Raw genomic sequence first — 16,043 nt, 5'->3', positions numbered from 1 at the left:
ACCGACAAGCTCGCCCTTGCTTACCAAGCCGCGCTACACCTCGCCTGCATCCTCATCTGGACCCGACACTGACCAAAGAGACAGAACCTAGGCCCCTCGGCCGGTGCGGCTTCCGCCCGGCGTCCGATCCGCGGGCGCCGGACGGCCGCATAGCGTCCCGTCATGGACACCCACGACACGACCGGCATCCTCGAAGAAGCCCTCGAACGGCTCCACGTCTCGGGCCCGGAGCGGCTCGGCAGGCTCACCAACCACGCCCCCATGGTCGTGGAGGCACTGACCGCGCACGGCCGGCCGGGTGCCGTGCACCTCTGGCTGGATCTGTACCGGCACAAGCTTGAGGAGTTCCCCGCGCCCCTCGCCTCCGTGACCGACGCCGACTGGCGGGAGGCCCTGGGTGATCCGCGCCGGGCCGCCGACTGGATCACTTACTTCACCCGGGCGCTCACCGAACAGCCCTGGCGGAACATCCTCGCCGTGTGGTGGCCGCGGCTGCTGCCCGGGATGTACGGCGGTTCCACTCACCCCGTGATCCGCGTCGGGCATGCCGTACGCGCCCTGGAGGCCGGGGAGAACGCGCCGCGGCTCGCCGAACTCGCGCACGGCCTGGGCTACTGGGCGGCCCGGCACCGGCCCGTCTCCGGCATCGCATCGCTGCCCGGAGCACCGGACGCGGCGCGGTCCCTGGACGCCGTGCCGCCGATCGACGACCCCCGGGGCGGATTCACCGACCGGCTGACGGCCGTACGGCGACTGCCGCTGTGGGCGGGCGACGTGACCGACCCGGACACGGCCCGGGCCCGCCTCACCGAGCTGGTCCGGGCCGCGACGCACCGGTACGCCACCCACGGGCACGGCGAGGAGACCATGCTGGTGCACGCGGCGACGGCGCCCAACGCCGTACTGCGCGCCCTCGCCTCCCTCCCGCGTGAGCTGTGGGCGCCGAGCCTGCACGCGGCGTGGACGGCGTCGGCGGCGGTCACCGCCATGTACGCCCCCGCCGAGCCCGTCGCCGCCGTACCCGCACCCGACCGCACGGCGGAGGAGGTGCTGGAAACGGCCCTCGCCCATGGCGACGAACACGTCATCAAGCTCACCGACACCGCCCTCGACGTCGGCGACGAGCGGGCCCTCGCCGCGGCCCTGCGCGCGGTCGAGCTGAGCGAGCCGCTCGTCCCGAACTGACGCACGGTGCCGGGCGATCGGGGGAGGTACGGCACGGACACACCCGTGCGAGGGTCTATCGTGTCCGCATGTCCGTCCCCGAACTGATCCGTATCGTCTCCCGCGACTCGCCCATGGCGCTCGCCCAAGTGGAGCGTGTCCGGGCCGAGTTGGCCGCTGCCCACCCCGGAGTGCGCACCGAGGTCGTGCCGGTGAAGACCACCGGTGACAAGTGGATGGGCGATCTGTCCCAGGTCGAGGGCAAGGGCGCGTTCACCAAGGAGGTCGACGCGGCGCTGCTGGCCGGGGAGGCCGATCTCGCGGTGCACTGCGTGAAGGACGTGCCCGCCGACCGGCCGCTGCCCGCGGGCACCGTGTTCGCCGCGTTCCTCAAGCGGGACGACATCCGGGACGCCCTGATCCACCCCGGCGGGCTCACCCTGGACGAGCTGCCGGCCGGCACCCGGATCGGCACCTCCTCGGTGCGCCGGGTCGCCCAACTGGCGGCCACGCATCCGCACCTGGAATGCGTGCCGTTCCGCGGCAACGCCAACCGTCGCCTGGCGAAGCTCGCCGCCGGAGAGGCCGACGCGCTGCTGCTCGCGGTGTCCGGCCTGGAACGCATCGGCCGCGAGGACGTGATCAGCGAGATCCTGTCCACCGAGGCGATGATGCCGCCCATCGGCGCGGGCGTGCTGGCGCTCCAGTGCCGCGAGGGCGACGCCGACCTCATCGACGCGGTGAGCGGCCTCGGCGACCCGGACACCTACCGGGAGACGACCGCCGAGCGCATGTTCCTGCATGTGCTGCAGGGGCACTGCAACAGCCCGATCGCCGGGTTCGCGCGGGTGGACCGCAGTGGTGAACTGTCTCTGCGGGCCTGCGTGTTCACCCCGGACGGCAAGACGCGGCTGAACGCCCACGAGTGGGCGGGCCGACTCGACCCGGCCACACTCGGCACCTCGGTCGCCGTGGCCCTGCTGCGCCAGGGCGCCCGCGAGATCATCGACGGCATCCCGCACTGAGCGGCGGGATGCCGGGGATGCCCTGACGCCGGATCAGGCGGTGCCTTCCTCCGCCTGATCCCTCAGGAAGACGCTCACCTGGTGCGCCAGGCTGTCCCGCACCGCGCCCTGCTGGGTCCCCGCGGGCCCCTCGTGCACGCCGATGCCGCCCGACCACAGCCGGCGCTCGGTCCACTCCTCCTCGACGCGCAGCTGGACCTGGACGTCCACGAGGCTCAGGGACGCCTCGGTGCCGGCCGCGTACAGCACGGCGGTGGCCCGGCGCAGTGGATAGACGTCGAAGCCCTCGATGAACTGCGAGTTGCGCCAGTCGAGGAAGGCGCTCTCCCCGTCGGGGCCGATCCGTACGTCGATCTGGCCGTCCTCGAGATGGACACCGAGGTGCCGGCGGCCGCGGTTCTCGACGGTCACGCGGAGGCAGAAGTACGTCAGCCCGTCGGCGGCGTCGTCGCGGCCGCGGGGCGGCTCGGCCGGTTCCAGACGGTGGACGCGGACCCGCAGACCGGCATGCTCGTCGTACTCCTGCCAGTCCCCGACCACGTTCGGCTCGTACACGGTGCCCCTCTCGACCTCTGGAAGCTGCTTCCTATCTGTGGTCTCAGCGCACTGTCAAATGAGCGGAATGCGCTGTGGCCAGGCAGTTCATCCCATTTGATCGGCGATCAAGCCGTGCCCAGCGGTTATCCGGAAACAATCGGAGAAAGCGGTTGCCGAGGCGTGCCGCACATCACTTTCCCGAGTGAAGATCAACGGGCCAGCCGACCGAGCAGGGCCGAGGCCGCGGTGACGCCGAGCGCGGCGGCCACGAGCAGCACCGCGAAATCGGCCGCCAGATGGTGGGGCGTGCCGAGGAGGAGTCCGCGCAGAGCGTCCACCTCGTAGCTGAGCGGGTTGACCTTGCTGACGGCCTGGAGCCAGCCCGGCATCACGGACACCGGGTACAGGGCGTTGGAGCCGAAGAACAGCGGCATGGTGATCGCCTGTCCGAAACCCATGAGGCGGTCGCGGCTCAGGACGATGCCGGCGATGGTCATCGACAGGCAGGAGAAGAAGGCCGAGCCGAGGACGACGATCGCGGCGACGGCGAGCAGTTTGAGCGGGTTCCAGGTCAGCGCCACGCCGAGCAGGGCCGCGATGAGCAGTACGACGACCGCCTGGACCAGCGACTTCACACCCGCGGCGAAGGCCTTGCCGGTGATCAGTGCCGATCGCGGAGTCGGCGTGACGAGGAGCTTGTTGAGGATTCCGGCGTCGCGCTCCCAGATGATCTGGATGCCGTAGAAGATGGCGATGAACATCGCGGACTGGGCGATGATGCCGGGCGCCAGGTAGTCGACGTAGGGGATGCCGCCGGTGGGGATCGCCCTGATGCGGGTGAAGGTCTGACCGAAGATCAGCAGCCAGAGGGCGGGCTGGACCGCCCGGGTGTACAGCTCGGTGCGGTCGTGGCGCAGCTTCTGCAGTTCGACCGCGCACATCGCGCCGACGCGGGCGGGCAGCAGCAGATGGCCCGCGCGGGGCCGCGGCGGCTTCAGCAGCAGTGCGATGGCGTCGTCACGGACGGGGTCAGCCGACACGGCGGGCGGTGCGGCGGGTGCTTCGGACATCGCGGAAATCTCCTGCCTCGTCGTCGAGACCGCTGCCTGCCACGTCACGGAAGACGTCCTCCAGCATGGGCAGCGCGTCCGGGGCCGCGCCCGCGGCGCGGCGGCGTGCGCCGAGCCCCTCCCTGAGCTCGGCCGGGGTGCCGAGGGCCCGGATCCGGCCGCGGTGCATCAGGGCGACCCGGTCGCAGTGCTGGTCGGCCTCGTCCATGTAGTGGGTGGTCACCAGCACGGTCATGCCGGTGGCGGCGCGGACGGCGCCGATGTGCTCCCACACGCCGGTGCGGGCGATCGGGTCGAGGCCGATCGTGGGCTCGTCGAGGATCAGCAGGCGCGGGGCGCTGACCAGGGCCTGTGCGAGTTCGAGCCGGCGGACCATGCCGCCGGAGTACGTGCCGGCCAGCCGGTCGGCGGCGTCGGCGAGGCCGACCGCCGTCAGCGCCTGGCCCACGCGTTCGGCGCGTTCCCGGCGCGGCACGTCGAAGACGCGGGCGAACAGGGCGACGTTCTCCCGCCCGGTGAGACCGGCGTCCGCGGACAGTTGCTGCGGTACGTAGCCGAGCACGCGGCGCACGGCCATGCGGTCTCCGGCGGTGTCGTGGCCGAAGACGCGGACCATGCCGGCGGGCACCGGCAGCAGGGTGGTGACGCAGCGGATGGCCGTGGTCTTGCCGGCGCCGTTGGGGCCGAGCAGTCCGAAGACCTCGCCCTGCCGGACCGTGAGGTCGAGCCCGTCCACGGCGTTGGTGCGGCCGAAGGCGTAGGCGAGCCCGGTGCAGGTGACGGCGTCGGGCTGGGGTGAGGCAGTGTCCCGGGTCATGACTCCTCGGCCTCCTCGTGCAGGGTGTCGGCCAGCTTGCGCAGGGCCGGGATGGCCGCGTGCAGCGCCTGGCGGCCCGGCTCGTCGAGACGGGACACATGGCGTCGTACGAGGGCGGCGCGGCGCCGGCGCCACTCGTCGAGCCGGGTCCGCGCGGCGGGCGTGGGCAGCAGCCGGGCGGCCCGCCGGTCGGCCGGGTCGGTCTCGCGGACCAGGTAGCCCGCCCCTGCCAGCCGATTGACCAGGGTCGACACCGAATTGGCCGCCAGACTCAGGTCCTTGGCGGCGTCGGAGATGCCGATCCCGGGCCGTGTCACGACCAGCCGCAGCAGTTCCGCCTCGGCACCGCGCAGCCGCGGGTCGGGCATCTCCCGCCGCAGACGCCGCCTGATCAGCCGCTGGACCCCGACGAGCGCGTCGGCCAGCTCGTCGGGGAAGGTCTCCGGCTCCATGTGGGCGAGATTAGTTCTGTAGCAGAGCTAATCGATCCAAGGAGAGGTCAAGAGAAGTCAAGAAAGACCAGTGGGCGTATTGTCTGAATTGTTTCGTAATCTTCCCGCCCGGGAATGGGCTGTGAAGTGCTTCGGACAGGAGGCACGTCCGTGGGAGCCGCCCGGGCCCCCGGTGCCTGCCGTGAGGTCCGAGTCCGCGCTTCCCACGGTGTCTGTCCATTCGGCACCTGCTCAGGGAGGTGCGCATCATGCGTATCGCCGGCAGCACCAGAACGCACCCCCACGACGACGCCCCCGACACCGCCGCGGCGTTCGAACGTCTGGCGCGGCTGTCCCCGGGGCCCGAGCGCAAGGCCCTGCGCGACGAGCTGGTCGAGGCCTGGCTGCCCATGGCCGAGCGGATCGCCGTCCGTTTCCGCGGCCGGGGCGAGGCCCTGGAGGACCTGTACCAGGTGGCCGCCCTCGGTCTCGTCAAGGCCGTCGACCACTACGACCCGGCGCGCGGCAACGCCTTCGAGGCCTACGCCGTACCGACGGTCACCGGCGAGATCAAGCGCCACTTCCGTGACCACATGTGGACGCTGCACGTGCCCCGCCGGGTCCAGGACCTGCGCAACCGGGTGCGGCACGCCGCCAAGGAGCTGTCGCAGACCACCCCCGGCCGCTCCCCCAAGGTCGCCGAGATCGCCGAGTACGCCCACCTCACCGAGGGCGAGGTGCGCACCGGCATGGAGGCCCTGGAGTGCTTCTCCGCTCTGTCGCTGGAGGCGGAGATGCCGGGGACGGACGGCTACGCCCTCGGGGACGCGCTCGGCGGGCCGGACCCGGCCTTCGACACCGTGGTCAACCGGGTGGCCGTCAGGCCCTGCCTTGAGGCGCTGCCGGAACGCGAGCGGATCATCCTCTATCTGCGGTTCTTCAAGGGCATGACGCAGAGCCGCATCGCCGAGCAGCTCGGCATATCGCAGATGCACGTCTCCCGGCTGCTCAGCAGCTGCTTCGCCCACCTGCGTGAGGAGTTGCTGACCGAGACCGGGTGAGCGACTCGGGCTGCCGGGGGTCACGCCTCCGGCGGTGGCGGTGTTCCTGGGATCTGCGTCGGTCCGGCGCGGTCGAGGGCGTCTTCCAGTGCGGCCCGGATCTCCTGGGGCATCATGCCGGTGCGCCCCCAGACGAGGATCAGTTCCGCGACGTTGCGCAGCTTGATGTTGGTGTGCTGGGAGACGTCCTTCAGCACGGCCCACCCCTGGTCGGGCGAGACCCGGCCGAGTGCCACGACCATCCCGATCGCCTGGTCCACGACGGCGTGGGAGACGACCGCCTCCTTCAGCTGCTGGATCTCCTCCTGCAGCTCGAAGATCCGCTCCGAGCCCCCGTCCGTGGGCATGGTCACCTCCGGGTCCGGTGCGCCGCTGTCCGTGTGGCCTCACAGGGTGCTTGAGTGCTTTGACGCAGTGTCCGACCCATCCATCGTCGTCACTCGGCCCGCCCGGTGCCACCGGGGCGGACCAGGCCGGTTCACGACACCGTTTGCGCGTCGCCGCCGGGGTACTCGGCAGGCGCCCACAGCGGTTCCGGTTGGACACTGGGTTCAATCCTCCGGTGGCTGCCAGGCCGACGAGATCAGGACGCGACACCATGAACCACGACATGCCCGCCCCCTCCGGCACGAAGGACGTCGTCTCATCACACTCCGTGGTCGGCGCGCCCTGCTGGGTGAGCCTTACCAGCCGGGACGTCAAGGCGACGGAGGAGTTCTACAGTGCCGTGCTGGGCTGGCAGTGGCGGCCGGCCAAGCTGGGCGACCGGCACCGGATCGCGCTGGCGGACGGCTCGCCGGTGGCCGGGATCGCGGGGGTGGCGACCATGTGGCAGATGGCGGTGGCGTGGACGCCGTACTTCGCCGTGCGCAGCGCGGACGAGGCGGTGGCGCGGGTGCAGGAACGCATGGGCACGGTCGCGGTCGGGCCGATCTCCCTGCCGCCGGGGCGGGCGGCGCTGCTGGCGGACCGGGACGGGGCGACCTTCGGGATCTGGGAGGGCGACCTGTTCACCGACTGGGAGACCTGGCGCAACGCGCAGCCGGTCTTCATCACGCTCCACACGCGTGACGCCTTCGACGCGGCCATCTTCTACGGCGAGATCCTCGACTGGGCGACGCAGCGTCCCGGCTGCTGCGAGGTGCACTACGAGGGCGGGGAGGTCGTGCTGCGCAGCCGCGGTGACGTGGTGGCACGGATCGAGTCGGGGGCGCTGGAGGCGGCCCCCGACCCCGCGATCCGGCCGCACTGGCAGGTCCACTTCACCGTCGACGACGTGGAGGCCTGCGCCCGGACGGCGGAGCTGCACGGCGGCAGCGTGCTGTCCAAGGGCGGCGATGAGGCCGTGCTGCGCGACCACGACGGCGCCCAGTTCACGGTGACGTCGCGCCGCGGCCGCTGACCCTGTTCAGCCCGCCTTCCGGGACGGCCGGGACAGCAGGACCAGGCTGCGTGCTCCGACGGTGAGGCCCATGCTCGCCTTGTGCTCCGCCTCGTCCGGGATGCCCTCCGGGTCGGCGGTGTCGATCAGCGCCGACCAGCGTTCGCCGTAGGCGGCGTCCGGCAGGCGGAAGTCCACCGGCTCCCAGTGGCTGTTGGTCAGCAGCAGGAAGGAGTCGTCGACGACGGGCCGGCCGCGGGGGTCGGGTTCGGCGATGGCGTCACCGTTGAGGAAGACGCCGACCGAGTGCGCGTCGCCGCGCTGCCAGTCGTCGTCGGTCATCTCCCGGGCGTCGGGCGCCAGCCACACCAGGTCGGGCAGCGGCTGGTCCGCGCGGGTCAGAGTCTCGCCCAGGAAGAAGCGGCGCCGGCGCAGCACGGGATGCCCGGTGCGCAGCCGGATCACGTACCGGGTGAACTCCAGCAGGTCGCGCTGCTCCTCGGTGAGCCGCCAGTCGATCCAGGAGATCTCGTTGTCCTGGCAGTAGGCGTTGTTGTTGCCGCGCTGGGTGCGCCCGAGTTCGTCGCCGTGGGAGAGCATCGGGATGCCCTGGGACAGCAGCAGCGTGGCGAGGAAGTTGCGCTGCAGGCGGGTGCGCAGTTCCCGTACGGCCGGGTCGCGGGTCGGTCCCTCGGCGCCGCAGTTCCAGGACCGGTTGGTGCTCTCGCCGTCCTGGTTGTCCTCGCCGTTGGCCTCGTTGTGCTTGTCGTTGTAGGAGACGAGGTCGCGCAGGGTGAAACCGTCGTGCGCCGTGACGAAGTTGACGCTGGCGCGGGGCCGGCGCCTGCTGTGCGCGTACAGGTCGGAGGAGCCGGTCAGCCGGGAGGCGAACTCTCCGAGCGTATGGTCCTCGCCGCGCCAGAAGTCACGGACGGCGTCGCGGTACATGCCGTTCCACTCCGACCACAGCGGCGGGAAGTTGCCCACCTGGTAGCCGCCCTCGCCGACGTCCCACGGCTCGGCGATCAGCTTGACGCGGCTGATCACCGGGTCCTGCTGGATGAGGTCGAAGAACGCCGACAGCCGGTCCACCTCGTGGAACTGCCGGGCCAGCGTGGCCGCGAGGTCGAAGCGGAAGCCGTCGACATGCATCTCGGTGACCCAGTACCGCAGCGAGTCCATGATCAGCTGGAGCACGTAGGGGTGGCGCATCAGCAGGCTGTTGCCGGTGCCGGTGGTGTCGTAGTAGTGCTCCCAGTCGCCGTCGACCAGGCGGTAGTACGAGCAGTTGTCGATGCCGCGGAAGGACAGGGTGGGGCCCTTCTCGTTGCCCTCGGCGGTGTGGTTGTAGACCACGTCGAGGATCACTTCGAGCCCGGCCGCGTGCAGGGTCTTCACCATCGACTTGAACTCGGCGACCTGCTGGCCGCGGGTGCCGTGCGCGGCGTAGGCGTTGTGCGGGGCGAAGAAGCCGATGGTGTTGTAGCCCCAGTAGTTGGCCAGGCCGCGGCCCTGGAGCACGCCGTCCTGGACGAACTGATGGACCGGCATCAGCTCCACGGCCGTGACGCCGAGCGAGGTGAGGTGCTCGACGGCCGCGGGGTGCGCCAGTCCGGCGTAGGTGCCGCGGAGTTCGGCGGGCACCCCGGGGTGGGTGCGGGTGAAGCCCTTGACGTGGGTCTCGTAGATCACCGTGTCGGCGTAGGCACGGCTGGGCGGGCGGTCGTCGCCCCAGTCGAAGGCCGGGTCGGTCACCACGCCGAGCATGGTGTGCCCGGCGCTGTCGGCCGGGTCGGGGCCGTCCGGGTTCCGCTCGTGGAGCGAGGGGTGGTTGTCGATCTGCCCGTCCACCGCGCGGGCGTACGGGTCGAGGAGCAGCTTCGCCGGGTTGCAGCGGTGGCCGGCGGCCGGGGCCCACGGGCCGTGCACGCGGTAGCCGTAGCGCGTGCCCGGGCCGACGCCGGGGAGGTAGCCGTGCCACACGAAGCCGTCGACCTCGGCCAGCGGCACCTGGGTGTGGGTGCCGTCGTCGTCGACGAGGACCAGCTCGACGCGTTCGGCGACCTCGCTGAAGAGGGCGAAGTTGGTGCCCGCCCCGTCGTAGGACGCGCCCAGCGGGTAGGGGCGCCCGCTCCAGGCGGACGCCCCTTTCCGGTTCTGCCGACGGGTCACCGAGCCTCCTCCAGGACCTCGTCCGGCAAGCCGGCCGGGCCGGCCAGCTGCGCGACGCGCACCTCGCGGGGCACGTCGAGGCCCTCGCTCACACGCGGGGCGGGCGCGGTCGGCACCAGCGGGACGCGTTCGCCGGCGCGGGCGCGCTGCGAGAACCAGATGACCTTGCTGCCGGTCTCGGTGGCGCAGCAGCCCCAGCCGTCGCTCATCGCCGCGAGGTGCTCCAGGCAGCCTCGCAGTTCCTGGTCGGGGCGCAGGGCGCGGTCGTTGTCCCCGATGGCGGTGATCAGGTGCTGCCCGTTCCACCACATCTCGATCGAGGTGTTCTTGTCCGTGGCGTGTTCGTCGATGGCCTCGAGCAGCATCTCGGCACCGCCGCAGACGGGCTGGATCAGGTTGTCCAGGTCCCAGAACTTCAGGTGAGCGGCCAGAATGCGGCTGACCTGTCCCACCCGTTCCGGGCTGACTTCCACGTCGAGGTGGTAGTAGCAGGGCACTGCGGTCTTCATCGGTCGGCTCCTCACCGCGAGGCTCAGCTCCTCCTCGCTCCCGCAGTCCTGCGGGACGAGCCCCGAGCACGGAACGTGAGCGTGTATCGCTTCTGAGTCACCCTCAGAGTGAGGGGGCTAGCCCGTTCGTGCAACACGAGCGCACAGCTGAGGCGGTCGGGCCCACAACCGGGCGCACCTCGACGGCCTGAACCTCTCACCCGGACGCGCCACTGGTTGAAGCTCCAACAGGACGATAAGTGGTCATACATGCACCATGTGTGACAGAACTCGATCGCCGTGACGGTTCCGTGGCGCTGTGCGCGCGGCCGCCGTCCGACCGTCGGGAGACCGTGCCCCTCGAGCCCGAAAGGTGATCGGCGCCATGCTGCTACCCGCCAAAGCCGAAGTCGCCCGGCAGTTGCGGCGTTACCGGGCCTGGGAACGCGTGATGCTCGCGGCACCCAACGACCGCACGGTGCGGACCACGTTCGAGGACTCCGGTTACACGCTCTGCGTGCTGATGGGCAAGCGCTGCGCACGGGAGGCGGCGGACGCGGCCGAGCGGTACCTGCGCACGAACCAGATCACCTATCTGCAGGAACAGCAGGTCACCTGTCGGCAGGAACAGAACGAACGACCCCGTCCGGCCACCGCGGTGCGACGAAGACCACCGGCGGCGGAGCGGCGGTACCCAGCGGGAAGGTAACGGCCTTCCCGCACATCTTGTCCCCATGAACCGGGCCCTGAGGGCCCGGTTCCGAGCACGGTGGAGGTGAGGACCATGAGTAGGACCCGGGCCATCGGCCGTATTCCGGTACGGGATGTCCGACCGGCCGTGGAGAGCGGCAACCGGCCGGCGAAGGCGGTCGTGGGAGAGACGTTCGAGGTCACCGCCACCGTGTTCCGGGAGGGGCACGACGCGGTGGCCGCCAATGTCGTGCTCAAGGACCCCGAGGGCCGCCCCGGGCCGTGGACGCCGATGCGGGAGCTGGCTCCGGGCAGCGACCGCTGGGGCGCCGAGGTCACCGCCGACGCGGTCGGCCGCTGGTCGTACCGGGTGCAGGCCTGGAGCGACCCGGTGGCCACCTGGCGCCGTGCGGCGGGCATCAAGGTGCCGGCCGGCATCGACCCGGGCCTGGTCCTGGAGGAGGGCGCCGACCTCTACGAGCGGGCAGCGGCGGGCGTTCCGAAGAACGACGGCCGCGGCGTGCTGCTGGGCGCGGCGGAGACACTGCGCGACGACTCACTGCCCCCTCCGGCACGGCTTGCGGCGGCATCGGCGCCGGAGGTGGACGAGGTACTGGCCCGTCATCCGCTGCGGGACCTGGTCACCACCTCCGAGCCGCTGCCGCTGCTGGTGGAGCGGGAGCGGGCCCTGTACGGCTCCTGGTACGAGTTCTTCCCCCGCTCCGAAGGCACCTCCGAGCAGCCGCACGGCACGTTCCGCACCGCCGCGCGCCGCCTCCCGGCGATCGCCGCCATGGGCTTCGACGTCGTCTACCTGCCCCCGATCCACCCGATCGGCACGACCTTCCGCAAGGGCAAGAACAACACCCTCTCCCCCGGCCCCGACGACGTCGGCGTGCCCTGGGCGATCGGCTCGCCCGAGGGCGGCCACGACGCCGTCCACCCCGCCCTGGGCACCCTGGAGGACTTCACCTGGTTCGTCGACCAGGCCCGGAAACTGGGCTTGGAGGTGGCGCTGGACTTCGCGCTGCAGTGCTCCCCGGACCACCCCTGGGTGCAGAAACACCCCGAGTGGTTCCACCACCGCCCCGACGGCACCATCGCCTACGCCGAGAACCCGCCGAAGAAGTACCAGGACATCTACCCCATCGCCTTCGACGCCGACATGGACGGCCTCATCGCCGAGACCGTGCGCGTACTGCGGCACTGGATGGACACCGGCGTGCGGATCTTCCGCGTGGACAACCCGCACACCAAGCCCGTGGTCTTCTGGGAGCGGGTCATCGCGGACATCAACCGCACCGACCCCGACGTGATCTTCCTGGCCGAGGCCTTCACCCGCCCGGCGATGATGGCCACCCTGGCCCAGATCGGCTTCCAGCAGTCCTACACGTACTTCACCTGGCGCAACACCAAGCAGGAGCTGACCGACTACCTCACGGAACTCTCCGGCGAGGCCGCGTCCTACATGCGGCCGAACTTCTTCGCCAACACCCCCGACATCCTGCACGCCTACCTCCAGCAGGGCGGCCGCCCCGCCTTCGAGGTCAGGGCGGTGCTGGCGGCGACGCTCTCCCCGGCCTGGGGCATCTACTCGGGCTACGAGCTGTGCGAGAACACCCCGCTCAGGGAAGGCAGCGAGGAGTACCTGCACTCGGAGAAGTACCAGCTCACCCGCCGCGACTGGGACGCCGCCGAACGCGAGGGACGCACCATCACCCCGCTGCTGACCAAGCTCAACACCATCCGGCGGGAACACCCGGCCCTGCGCCGGCTCAGGAATCTCCGCTTCCACCACACCGACAACGACGCCCTCATCGCGTACAGCAAGCGCACGGGAAACGACGTCGTCCTGGTGGTCGCCAACCTCGACCCCCACCACGCCCAGGAGGCGACGGTCTCGTTGGACATGCCGCAACTCGGCCTGGACTGGCACGAGTCGGTGCCGGTGCGCGATGAGCTCACCGGCGAGACCTACCACTGGAGCAGGAACAACTACGTGCGTCTCGAGCCGGGGCGGGCTCCCGCGCACGTCTTCCACGTCCTGTCACCGCCCGCCGCGCAAGCGATCGGAGGGGCAGGAACCTCATGACCGTGAACGAGCCCGTGCTGGACACCTTCGAGGACACACCCGTCAGAGACCGGGACCCGGAGTGGTTCAAGCGCGCCGTGTTCTACGAGGTGCTCGTCCGCTCGTTCCAGGACAGCAACGGCGACGGTGTCGGGGACCTCAAGGGCCTGACCGCCAAGCTGGACTACCTCCAGTGGCTCGGCGTCGACTGCCTCTGGCTGCCGCCGTTCTTCAAGTCGCCCCTGCGCGACGGCGGCTACGACGTCTCCGACTACACGGCCGTGCTCCCGGAGTTCGGCGACCTCGCCGACTTCGTGGAGTTCGTCGACGCCGCCCACCAGCGCGGCATGCGCGTGATCATCGACTTCGTCATGAACCACACCAGCGACGAGCACGCGTGGTTCCAGGAGTCGCGGAAGGACCCCGACGGGCCCTACGGCGACTACTACGTGTGGGCCGACGACGACAAGGGCTATCCGGACGCCCGGATCATCTTCGTCGACACGGAGACGTCGAACTGGACGTACGACCCGGTGCGCGGTCAGTACTTCTTCCACCGCTTCTTCTCGCACCAGCCCGACCTCAACTACGAGAACCCGCGCGTCCAGGAGGAGATCCTGGCCGCGCTGAAGTTCTGGCTGGACCTGGGCATCGACGGCTTCCGGCTGGACGCGGTGCCGTACCTGTACGCGGCCGAGGACACCAACTGCGAGAACCTGCCCGCCACCCACGCGTTCCTCAAGCGGGTGCGCAAGGAGATCGACGCGCAGTACCCGGACACCGTGCTGCTCGCCGAGGCCAACCAGTGGCCCGAGGACGTCGTCGACTACTTCGGTGACTTCGCGAAGGGCGGCGACGAGTGCCACATGGCCTTCCACTTCCCGGTCATGCCGCGCATCTTCATGGCCGTACGCCGTGAGTCGCGCTACCCGGTCTCGGAAATCCTGGCCAAGACCCCGGCCATCCCCTCGAACTGCCAGTGGGGCATCTTCCTGCGCAACCACGACGAACTGACGCTCGAGATGGTCACCGACGAAGAGCGCGACTACATGTGGGCCGAGTACGCCAAGGACCCACGGATGCGCGCCAACATCGGCATCCGGCGCCGTCTCGCCCCCCTGCTCGACAACGACCGGCACTCGATCGAACTGTTCACCGCCCTGCTGCTGGCCCTCCCCGGCTCGCCGATCCTCTACTACGGCGACGAGATCGGCATGGGCGACAACATCTGGCTCGGCGACCGGGACGCCGTCCGGACCCCTATGCAGTGGACCCCGGACCGCAACGCCGGGTTCTCCACCTGCGACCCGGGCCGCCTCTTCCTGCCCGCGATCATGGACCCGGTCTACGGCCACCAGGTGACCAACGTCGAGGCCTCCATGTCCTCGCCGTCGTCGCTGCTGCACTGGACCCACCGGATGATCGAGATCCGCAAGCAGAACCCCGCCTTCGGACTCGGCACCTACACCGAACTGCCCTCCTCCAACCCCGCGGTGCTGGCGTTCCTCAGGGAGTACGAGGACGACCTGGTGCTGTGCGTGAACAACTTCGCGCGGTTCGCGCAGCCCACCGAACTCGATCTGCGCGAGTTCGCCGGGCGCCATCCCGTGGAGCTGTTCGGCGGAGTCCGCTTCCCGGCCATCGGAGAGCTGCCGTATCTGCTGACCCTCGGGGGTCACGGCTTCTACTGGTTCCGGCTCACCCGAGTCGCATCCCGCATCGGACGGCGACTGTGAGCACGCGCCGGGACAAGGAGGCGTGACCATGCCGAAGACCGCACCCCTCCGCCCGAGCCTCACGCGCCCGGCCGAGCCCATGGAGTCGCTCTGCGCGCTGCTGCGCGACTGGCTGCCCCGCCAGCGCTGGTTCGCGGGCAAGGACCGGCCCGTCACGGAGCTCGGCCTGCTGTCGATGACCGAGCTGTTCCCGGGCTGTCTGCACCTGCTGGTCCACGCCGGGCACGCCGGGCACACGGGTGTGCCCTCGCCCGGCGGCGCGCCCCCGGCCGGCGACTGCTACCAGCTCCTGCTGGGCGTACGGGAGCACCCGTCGCCGCGCCTCGGCCGGGCGCTCATCGGGCGGGTGCAGGACGGGCCGCTGGCCGGTCTGACGGTCTACGACGCGCTGCACGATCCCCGTTCGGCCCAGCTGCTCCTGGACCGGCTGCGGCAGCCCGGCACGGCCGGCCCGCTGCGCTTCGACTGCGACCCGGACCAGCGGGTGCCCGCCGGACTGGTGCCGCGACTGCTCGACGCCGAGCAGTCCAACTCCTCGCTGGTGTACGGCGACGAGTACATCCTGAAGATCTTCCGGCGCATCCAGCCGGGCGTGAACCCGGACCTGGAGGTGCCGGGTGCGCTGGCCCGCCAGGGCTGCCACCGCGTCCCCGCGCCCGTGGCCTGGTTCCAGATGAACCATCCCTTCAAGGCCACGCTCGGTGTGCTCCAGCCGTATCTGCGGGACGCCTCCGACGGCTGGACGCTGGCGCTGCACGCCCTGGCCGCCGGGGACGACTTCACGGTGCAGGCCCGGGCGCTCGGCGCGGCCACGGCGGATGTGCACCTCGCGCTGGCCTCGGCCTTCCCGGTCGGCGCGCCCGGGGAGAACGGGCGTACGGCGACGGCGATGACCGAGCGGCTGGACGCCGCCGCGCACTGCGTGCCCGCGCTCCAGCCGTTCGTGCCGGGCCTGCGGACCGCGTTCGCCGCCCTCACCACCTGCGACCCCGGGCCGCCCGCCCAGCGCATCCACGGCGACCTGCACCTGGGTCAGGTGCTGCGGGCCGGGCGTGAGTGGTTCGTCATCGACTTCGAGGGCGAGCCGTCCCGGCCGCTCTCCGAACGGCGCAGCGCCCACTCCCCCGTGCGGGACATCGCCGGGATGCTGCGCTCCTTCGACTACGCCGCCCGGCAGCGCCGCCCCTGGCGCCCGGAGTGGGCGCGGCGCTGCCGCGAGGCCTACTGCGCGGGCTACGCCGCCCGCGCCGGCTGGGATCCGCGCAAGAAACACGGACTGCTCCGCGCCTATGAGACGGACCGGGCCGTGTACGAGGTGCTGTACGAGGCACGGCACCGCCCCGACTGGCTGCCTGTACCGATGGCGGCGATCGAGCGCCTCGCTGTGAGAGGAGACTGAG

Annotated in this window: 15 protein-coding genes; 8 read left to right on the top strand and 7 right to left on the bottom strand. The window is 70.9% G+C overall.

Going from position 1 to position 16,043, the window contains the following annotated elements; all coding sequences use genetic code 11:
• Window positions 1-162: 162 nt before the first annotated feature.
• A complete protein-coding gene (locus ACZ58V_RS39910) occupies window positions 163-1,185 on the top strand; it encodes a questin oxidase family protein (RefSeq protein WP_468198234.1) in 1,023 nt (340 codons plus the stop codon).
• Between the two features lie 68 nt (window positions 1,186-1,253).
• Window positions 1,254-2,189, top strand: coding sequence for a hydroxymethylbilane synthase (hemC, locus tag ACZ58V_RS39905; protein ID WP_468198236.1), 936 nt, complete (start codon window positions 1,254-1,256; stop codon window positions 2,187-2,189).
• Window positions 2,190-2,222: 33 nt separating this feature from the next.
• Here hemC and ACZ58V_RS39900 read toward each other — a convergent pair whose 3' ends face one another.
• From ACZ58V_RS39900 to ACZ58V_RS39885, 4 genes are all read right to left on the bottom strand, one after another.
• The gene (locus tag ACZ58V_RS39900; protein ID WP_215123975.1) at window positions 2,223-2,744 is read right to left on the bottom strand and encodes a hypothetical protein; all 522 of its coding nucleotides are present in this window, start codon (window positions 2,742-2,744) and stop codon (window positions 2,223-2,225) included.
• A 191-nt stretch (window positions 2,745-2,935) separates the two neighbouring features.
• Window positions 2,936-3,796, bottom strand: coding sequence for an ABC transporter permease (locus ACZ58V_RS39895; RefSeq protein ID WP_471296144.1), 861 nt, complete (start codon window positions 3,794-3,796; stop codon window positions 2,936-2,938).
• Window positions 3,756-4,613, bottom strand: coding sequence for an ABC transporter ATP-binding protein (locus ACZ58V_RS39890; RefSeq protein WP_471296142.1), 858 nt, complete (start codon window positions 4,611-4,613; stop codon window positions 3,756-3,758). Before ACZ58V_RS39890 ends, ACZ58V_RS39895 begins: the two co-directional genes overlap by 41 nt.
• On the bottom strand, window positions 4,610-5,065 hold the full coding sequence (locus tag ACZ58V_RS39885; protein ID WP_468198244.1) for a MarR family winged helix-turn-helix transcriptional regulator: 456 nt from the start codon (window positions 5,063-5,065) through the stop codon (window positions 4,610-4,612). The genes ACZ58V_RS39890 and ACZ58V_RS39885 overlap by 4 nt, the downstream gene beginning before the upstream one ends.
• 248 nt (window positions 5,066-5,313) lie before the next feature.
• Here ACZ58V_RS39885 and ACZ58V_RS39880 point away from each other — a divergent pair, with 248 nt between their 5' ends.
• On the top strand, window positions 5,314-6,105 hold the full coding sequence (locus ACZ58V_RS39880; RefSeq protein WP_468198246.1) for an RNA polymerase sigma factor SigF: 792 nt from the start codon (window positions 5,314-5,316) through the stop codon (window positions 6,103-6,105).
• 20 nt (window positions 6,106-6,125) lie between these two features.
• Here ACZ58V_RS39880 and ACZ58V_RS39875 read toward each other — a convergent pair whose 3' ends face one another.
• Window positions 6,126-6,452, bottom strand: a complete 327-nt coding sequence (locus ACZ58V_RS39875) for an ANTAR domain-containing protein (protein WP_468198249.1) — start codon at window positions 6,450-6,452, stop codon at window positions 6,126-6,128.
• A 251-nt stretch (window positions 6,453-6,703) separates the two neighbouring features.
• Between ACZ58V_RS39875 and ACZ58V_RS39870 the strand changes: the two genes are divergently transcribed.
• Window positions 6,704-7,507 (top strand): VOC family protein, encoded by an 804-nt coding sequence (locus tag ACZ58V_RS39870; protein ID WP_468198251.1) that lies wholly within the window; start codon window positions 6,704-6,706, stop codon window positions 7,505-7,507.
• A 6-nt stretch (window positions 7,508-7,513) separates the two neighbouring features.
• Here the strand turns inward: ACZ58V_RS39870 and glgX are convergent, their stop codons facing one another.
• Both glgX and ACZ58V_RS39860 read right to left on the bottom strand, forming a co-directional pair.
• Window positions 7,514-9,658, bottom strand: coding sequence for a glycogen debranching protein GlgX (glgX, locus tag ACZ58V_RS39865; protein ID WP_468198253.1), 2,145 nt, complete (start codon window positions 9,656-9,658; stop codon window positions 7,514-7,516).
• Window positions 9,655-10,167: a pep a2 gene (locus ACZ58V_RS39860; protein WP_189729887.1), complete on the bottom strand. Its 513-nt coding sequence runs from the start codon at window positions 10,165-10,167 to the stop codon at window positions 9,655-9,657. Before ACZ58V_RS39860 ends, glgX begins: the two co-directional genes overlap by 4 nt.
• Before the next feature lie 364 nt (window positions 10,168-10,531).
• On the opposite strand from ACZ58V_RS39860, the gene ACZ58V_RS39855 reads away from it, so the two are divergent.
• The 4 genes from ACZ58V_RS39855 to ACZ58V_RS39840 all read left to right on the top strand — a co-directional run bounded on the left by ACZ58V_RS39855 (window position 10,532) and on the right by ACZ58V_RS39840 (window position 16,042).
• On the top strand, window positions 10,532-10,855 hold the full coding sequence (locus ACZ58V_RS39855; protein ID WP_189729889.1) for a DUF5133 domain-containing protein: 324 nt from the start codon (window positions 10,532-10,534) through the stop codon (window positions 10,853-10,855).
• Between the two features lie 75 nt (window positions 10,856-10,930).
• Window positions 10,931-12,928 carry an alpha-1,4-glucan--maltose-1-phosphate maltosyltransferase gene (locus ACZ58V_RS39850; protein ID WP_471296138.1) on the top strand — a complete coding sequence of 666 codons (1,998 nt, stop codon included), beginning with the start codon at window positions 10,931-10,933 and terminating at the stop codon, window positions 12,926-12,928.
• Entirely contained in the window at window positions 12,925-14,643 is a 1,719-nt protein-coding gene (gene treS, locus ACZ58V_RS39845) for a maltose alpha-D-glucosyltransferase (RefSeq protein ID WP_468189532.1), read from the top strand. The genes ACZ58V_RS39850 and treS overlap by 4 nt, the downstream gene beginning before the upstream one ends.
• A 28-nt stretch (window positions 14,644-14,671) precedes the next feature.
• Window positions 14,672-16,042: a maltokinase N-terminal cap-like domain-containing protein gene (locus ACZ58V_RS39840; protein ID WP_468189530.1), complete on the top strand. Its 1,371-nt coding sequence runs from the start codon at window positions 14,672-14,674 to the stop codon at window positions 16,040-16,042.
• Window position 16,043: the final 1 nt, after the last annotated feature.

Source organism: Streptomyces sp. NPDC040589 (assembly GCF_055594445.1).
The sequence above is the reverse complement of the archived record's forward strand: the minus strand, read 5'-3'. Positions and strand labels throughout refer to the sequence as shown.

Bases quoted from the DNA above. Each gene is read 5' to 3' on its own strand.
- treS (WP_468189532.1), top strand. From the start codon at position 12,925: ATGACCGTGAACGAGCCCGTGCTGGACACCTTCGAGGACACACCCGTC.
- ACZ58V_RS39910 (WP_468198234.1), top strand. From the start codon at position 163: ATGGACACCCACGACACGACCGGCATCCTCGAAGAAGCCCTCGAACGG.
- ACZ58V_RS39840 (WP_468189530.1), top strand. From the start codon at position 14,672: ATGCCGAAGACCGCACCCCTCCGCCCGAGCCTCACGCGCCCGGCCGAG.
- ACZ58V_RS39885 (WP_468198244.1), bottom strand. From the start codon at position 5,065: ATGGAGCCGGAGACCTTCCCCGACGAGCTGGCCGACGCGCTCGTCGGG.
- ACZ58V_RS39890 (WP_471296142.1), bottom strand. From the start codon at position 4,613: ATGACCCGGGACACTGCCTCACCCCAGCCCGACGCCGTCACCTGCACC.
- hemC (WP_468198236.1), top strand. From the start codon at position 1,254: ATGTCCGTCCCCGAACTGATCCGTATCGTCTCCCGCGACTCGCCCATG.
- ACZ58V_RS39850 (WP_471296138.1), top strand. From the start codon at position 10,931: ATGAGTAGGACCCGGGCCATCGGCCGTATTCCGGTACGGGATGTCCGA.
- ACZ58V_RS39855 (WP_189729889.1), top strand. From the start codon at position 10,532: ATGCTGCTACCCGCCAAAGCCGAAGTCGCCCGGCAGTTGCGGCGTTAC.
- ACZ58V_RS39880 (WP_468198246.1), top strand. From the start codon at position 5,314: ATGCGTATCGCCGGCAGCACCAGAACGCACCCCCACGACGACGCCCCC.
- ACZ58V_RS39875 (WP_468198249.1), bottom strand. From the start codon at position 6,452: ATGCCCACGGACGGGGGCTCGGAGCGGATCTTCGAGCTGCAGGAGGAG.
- ACZ58V_RS39895 (WP_471296144.1), bottom strand. From the start codon at position 3,796: ATGTCCGAAGCACCCGCCGCACCGCCCGCCGTGTCGGCTGACCCCGTC.
- ACZ58V_RS39870 (WP_468198251.1), top strand. From the start codon at position 6,704: ATGAACCACGACATGCCCGCCCCCTCCGGCACGAAGGACGTCGTCTCA.
- ACZ58V_RS39860 (WP_189729887.1), bottom strand. From the start codon at position 10,167: ATGAAGACCGCAGTGCCCTGCTACTACCACCTCGACGTGGAAGTCAGC.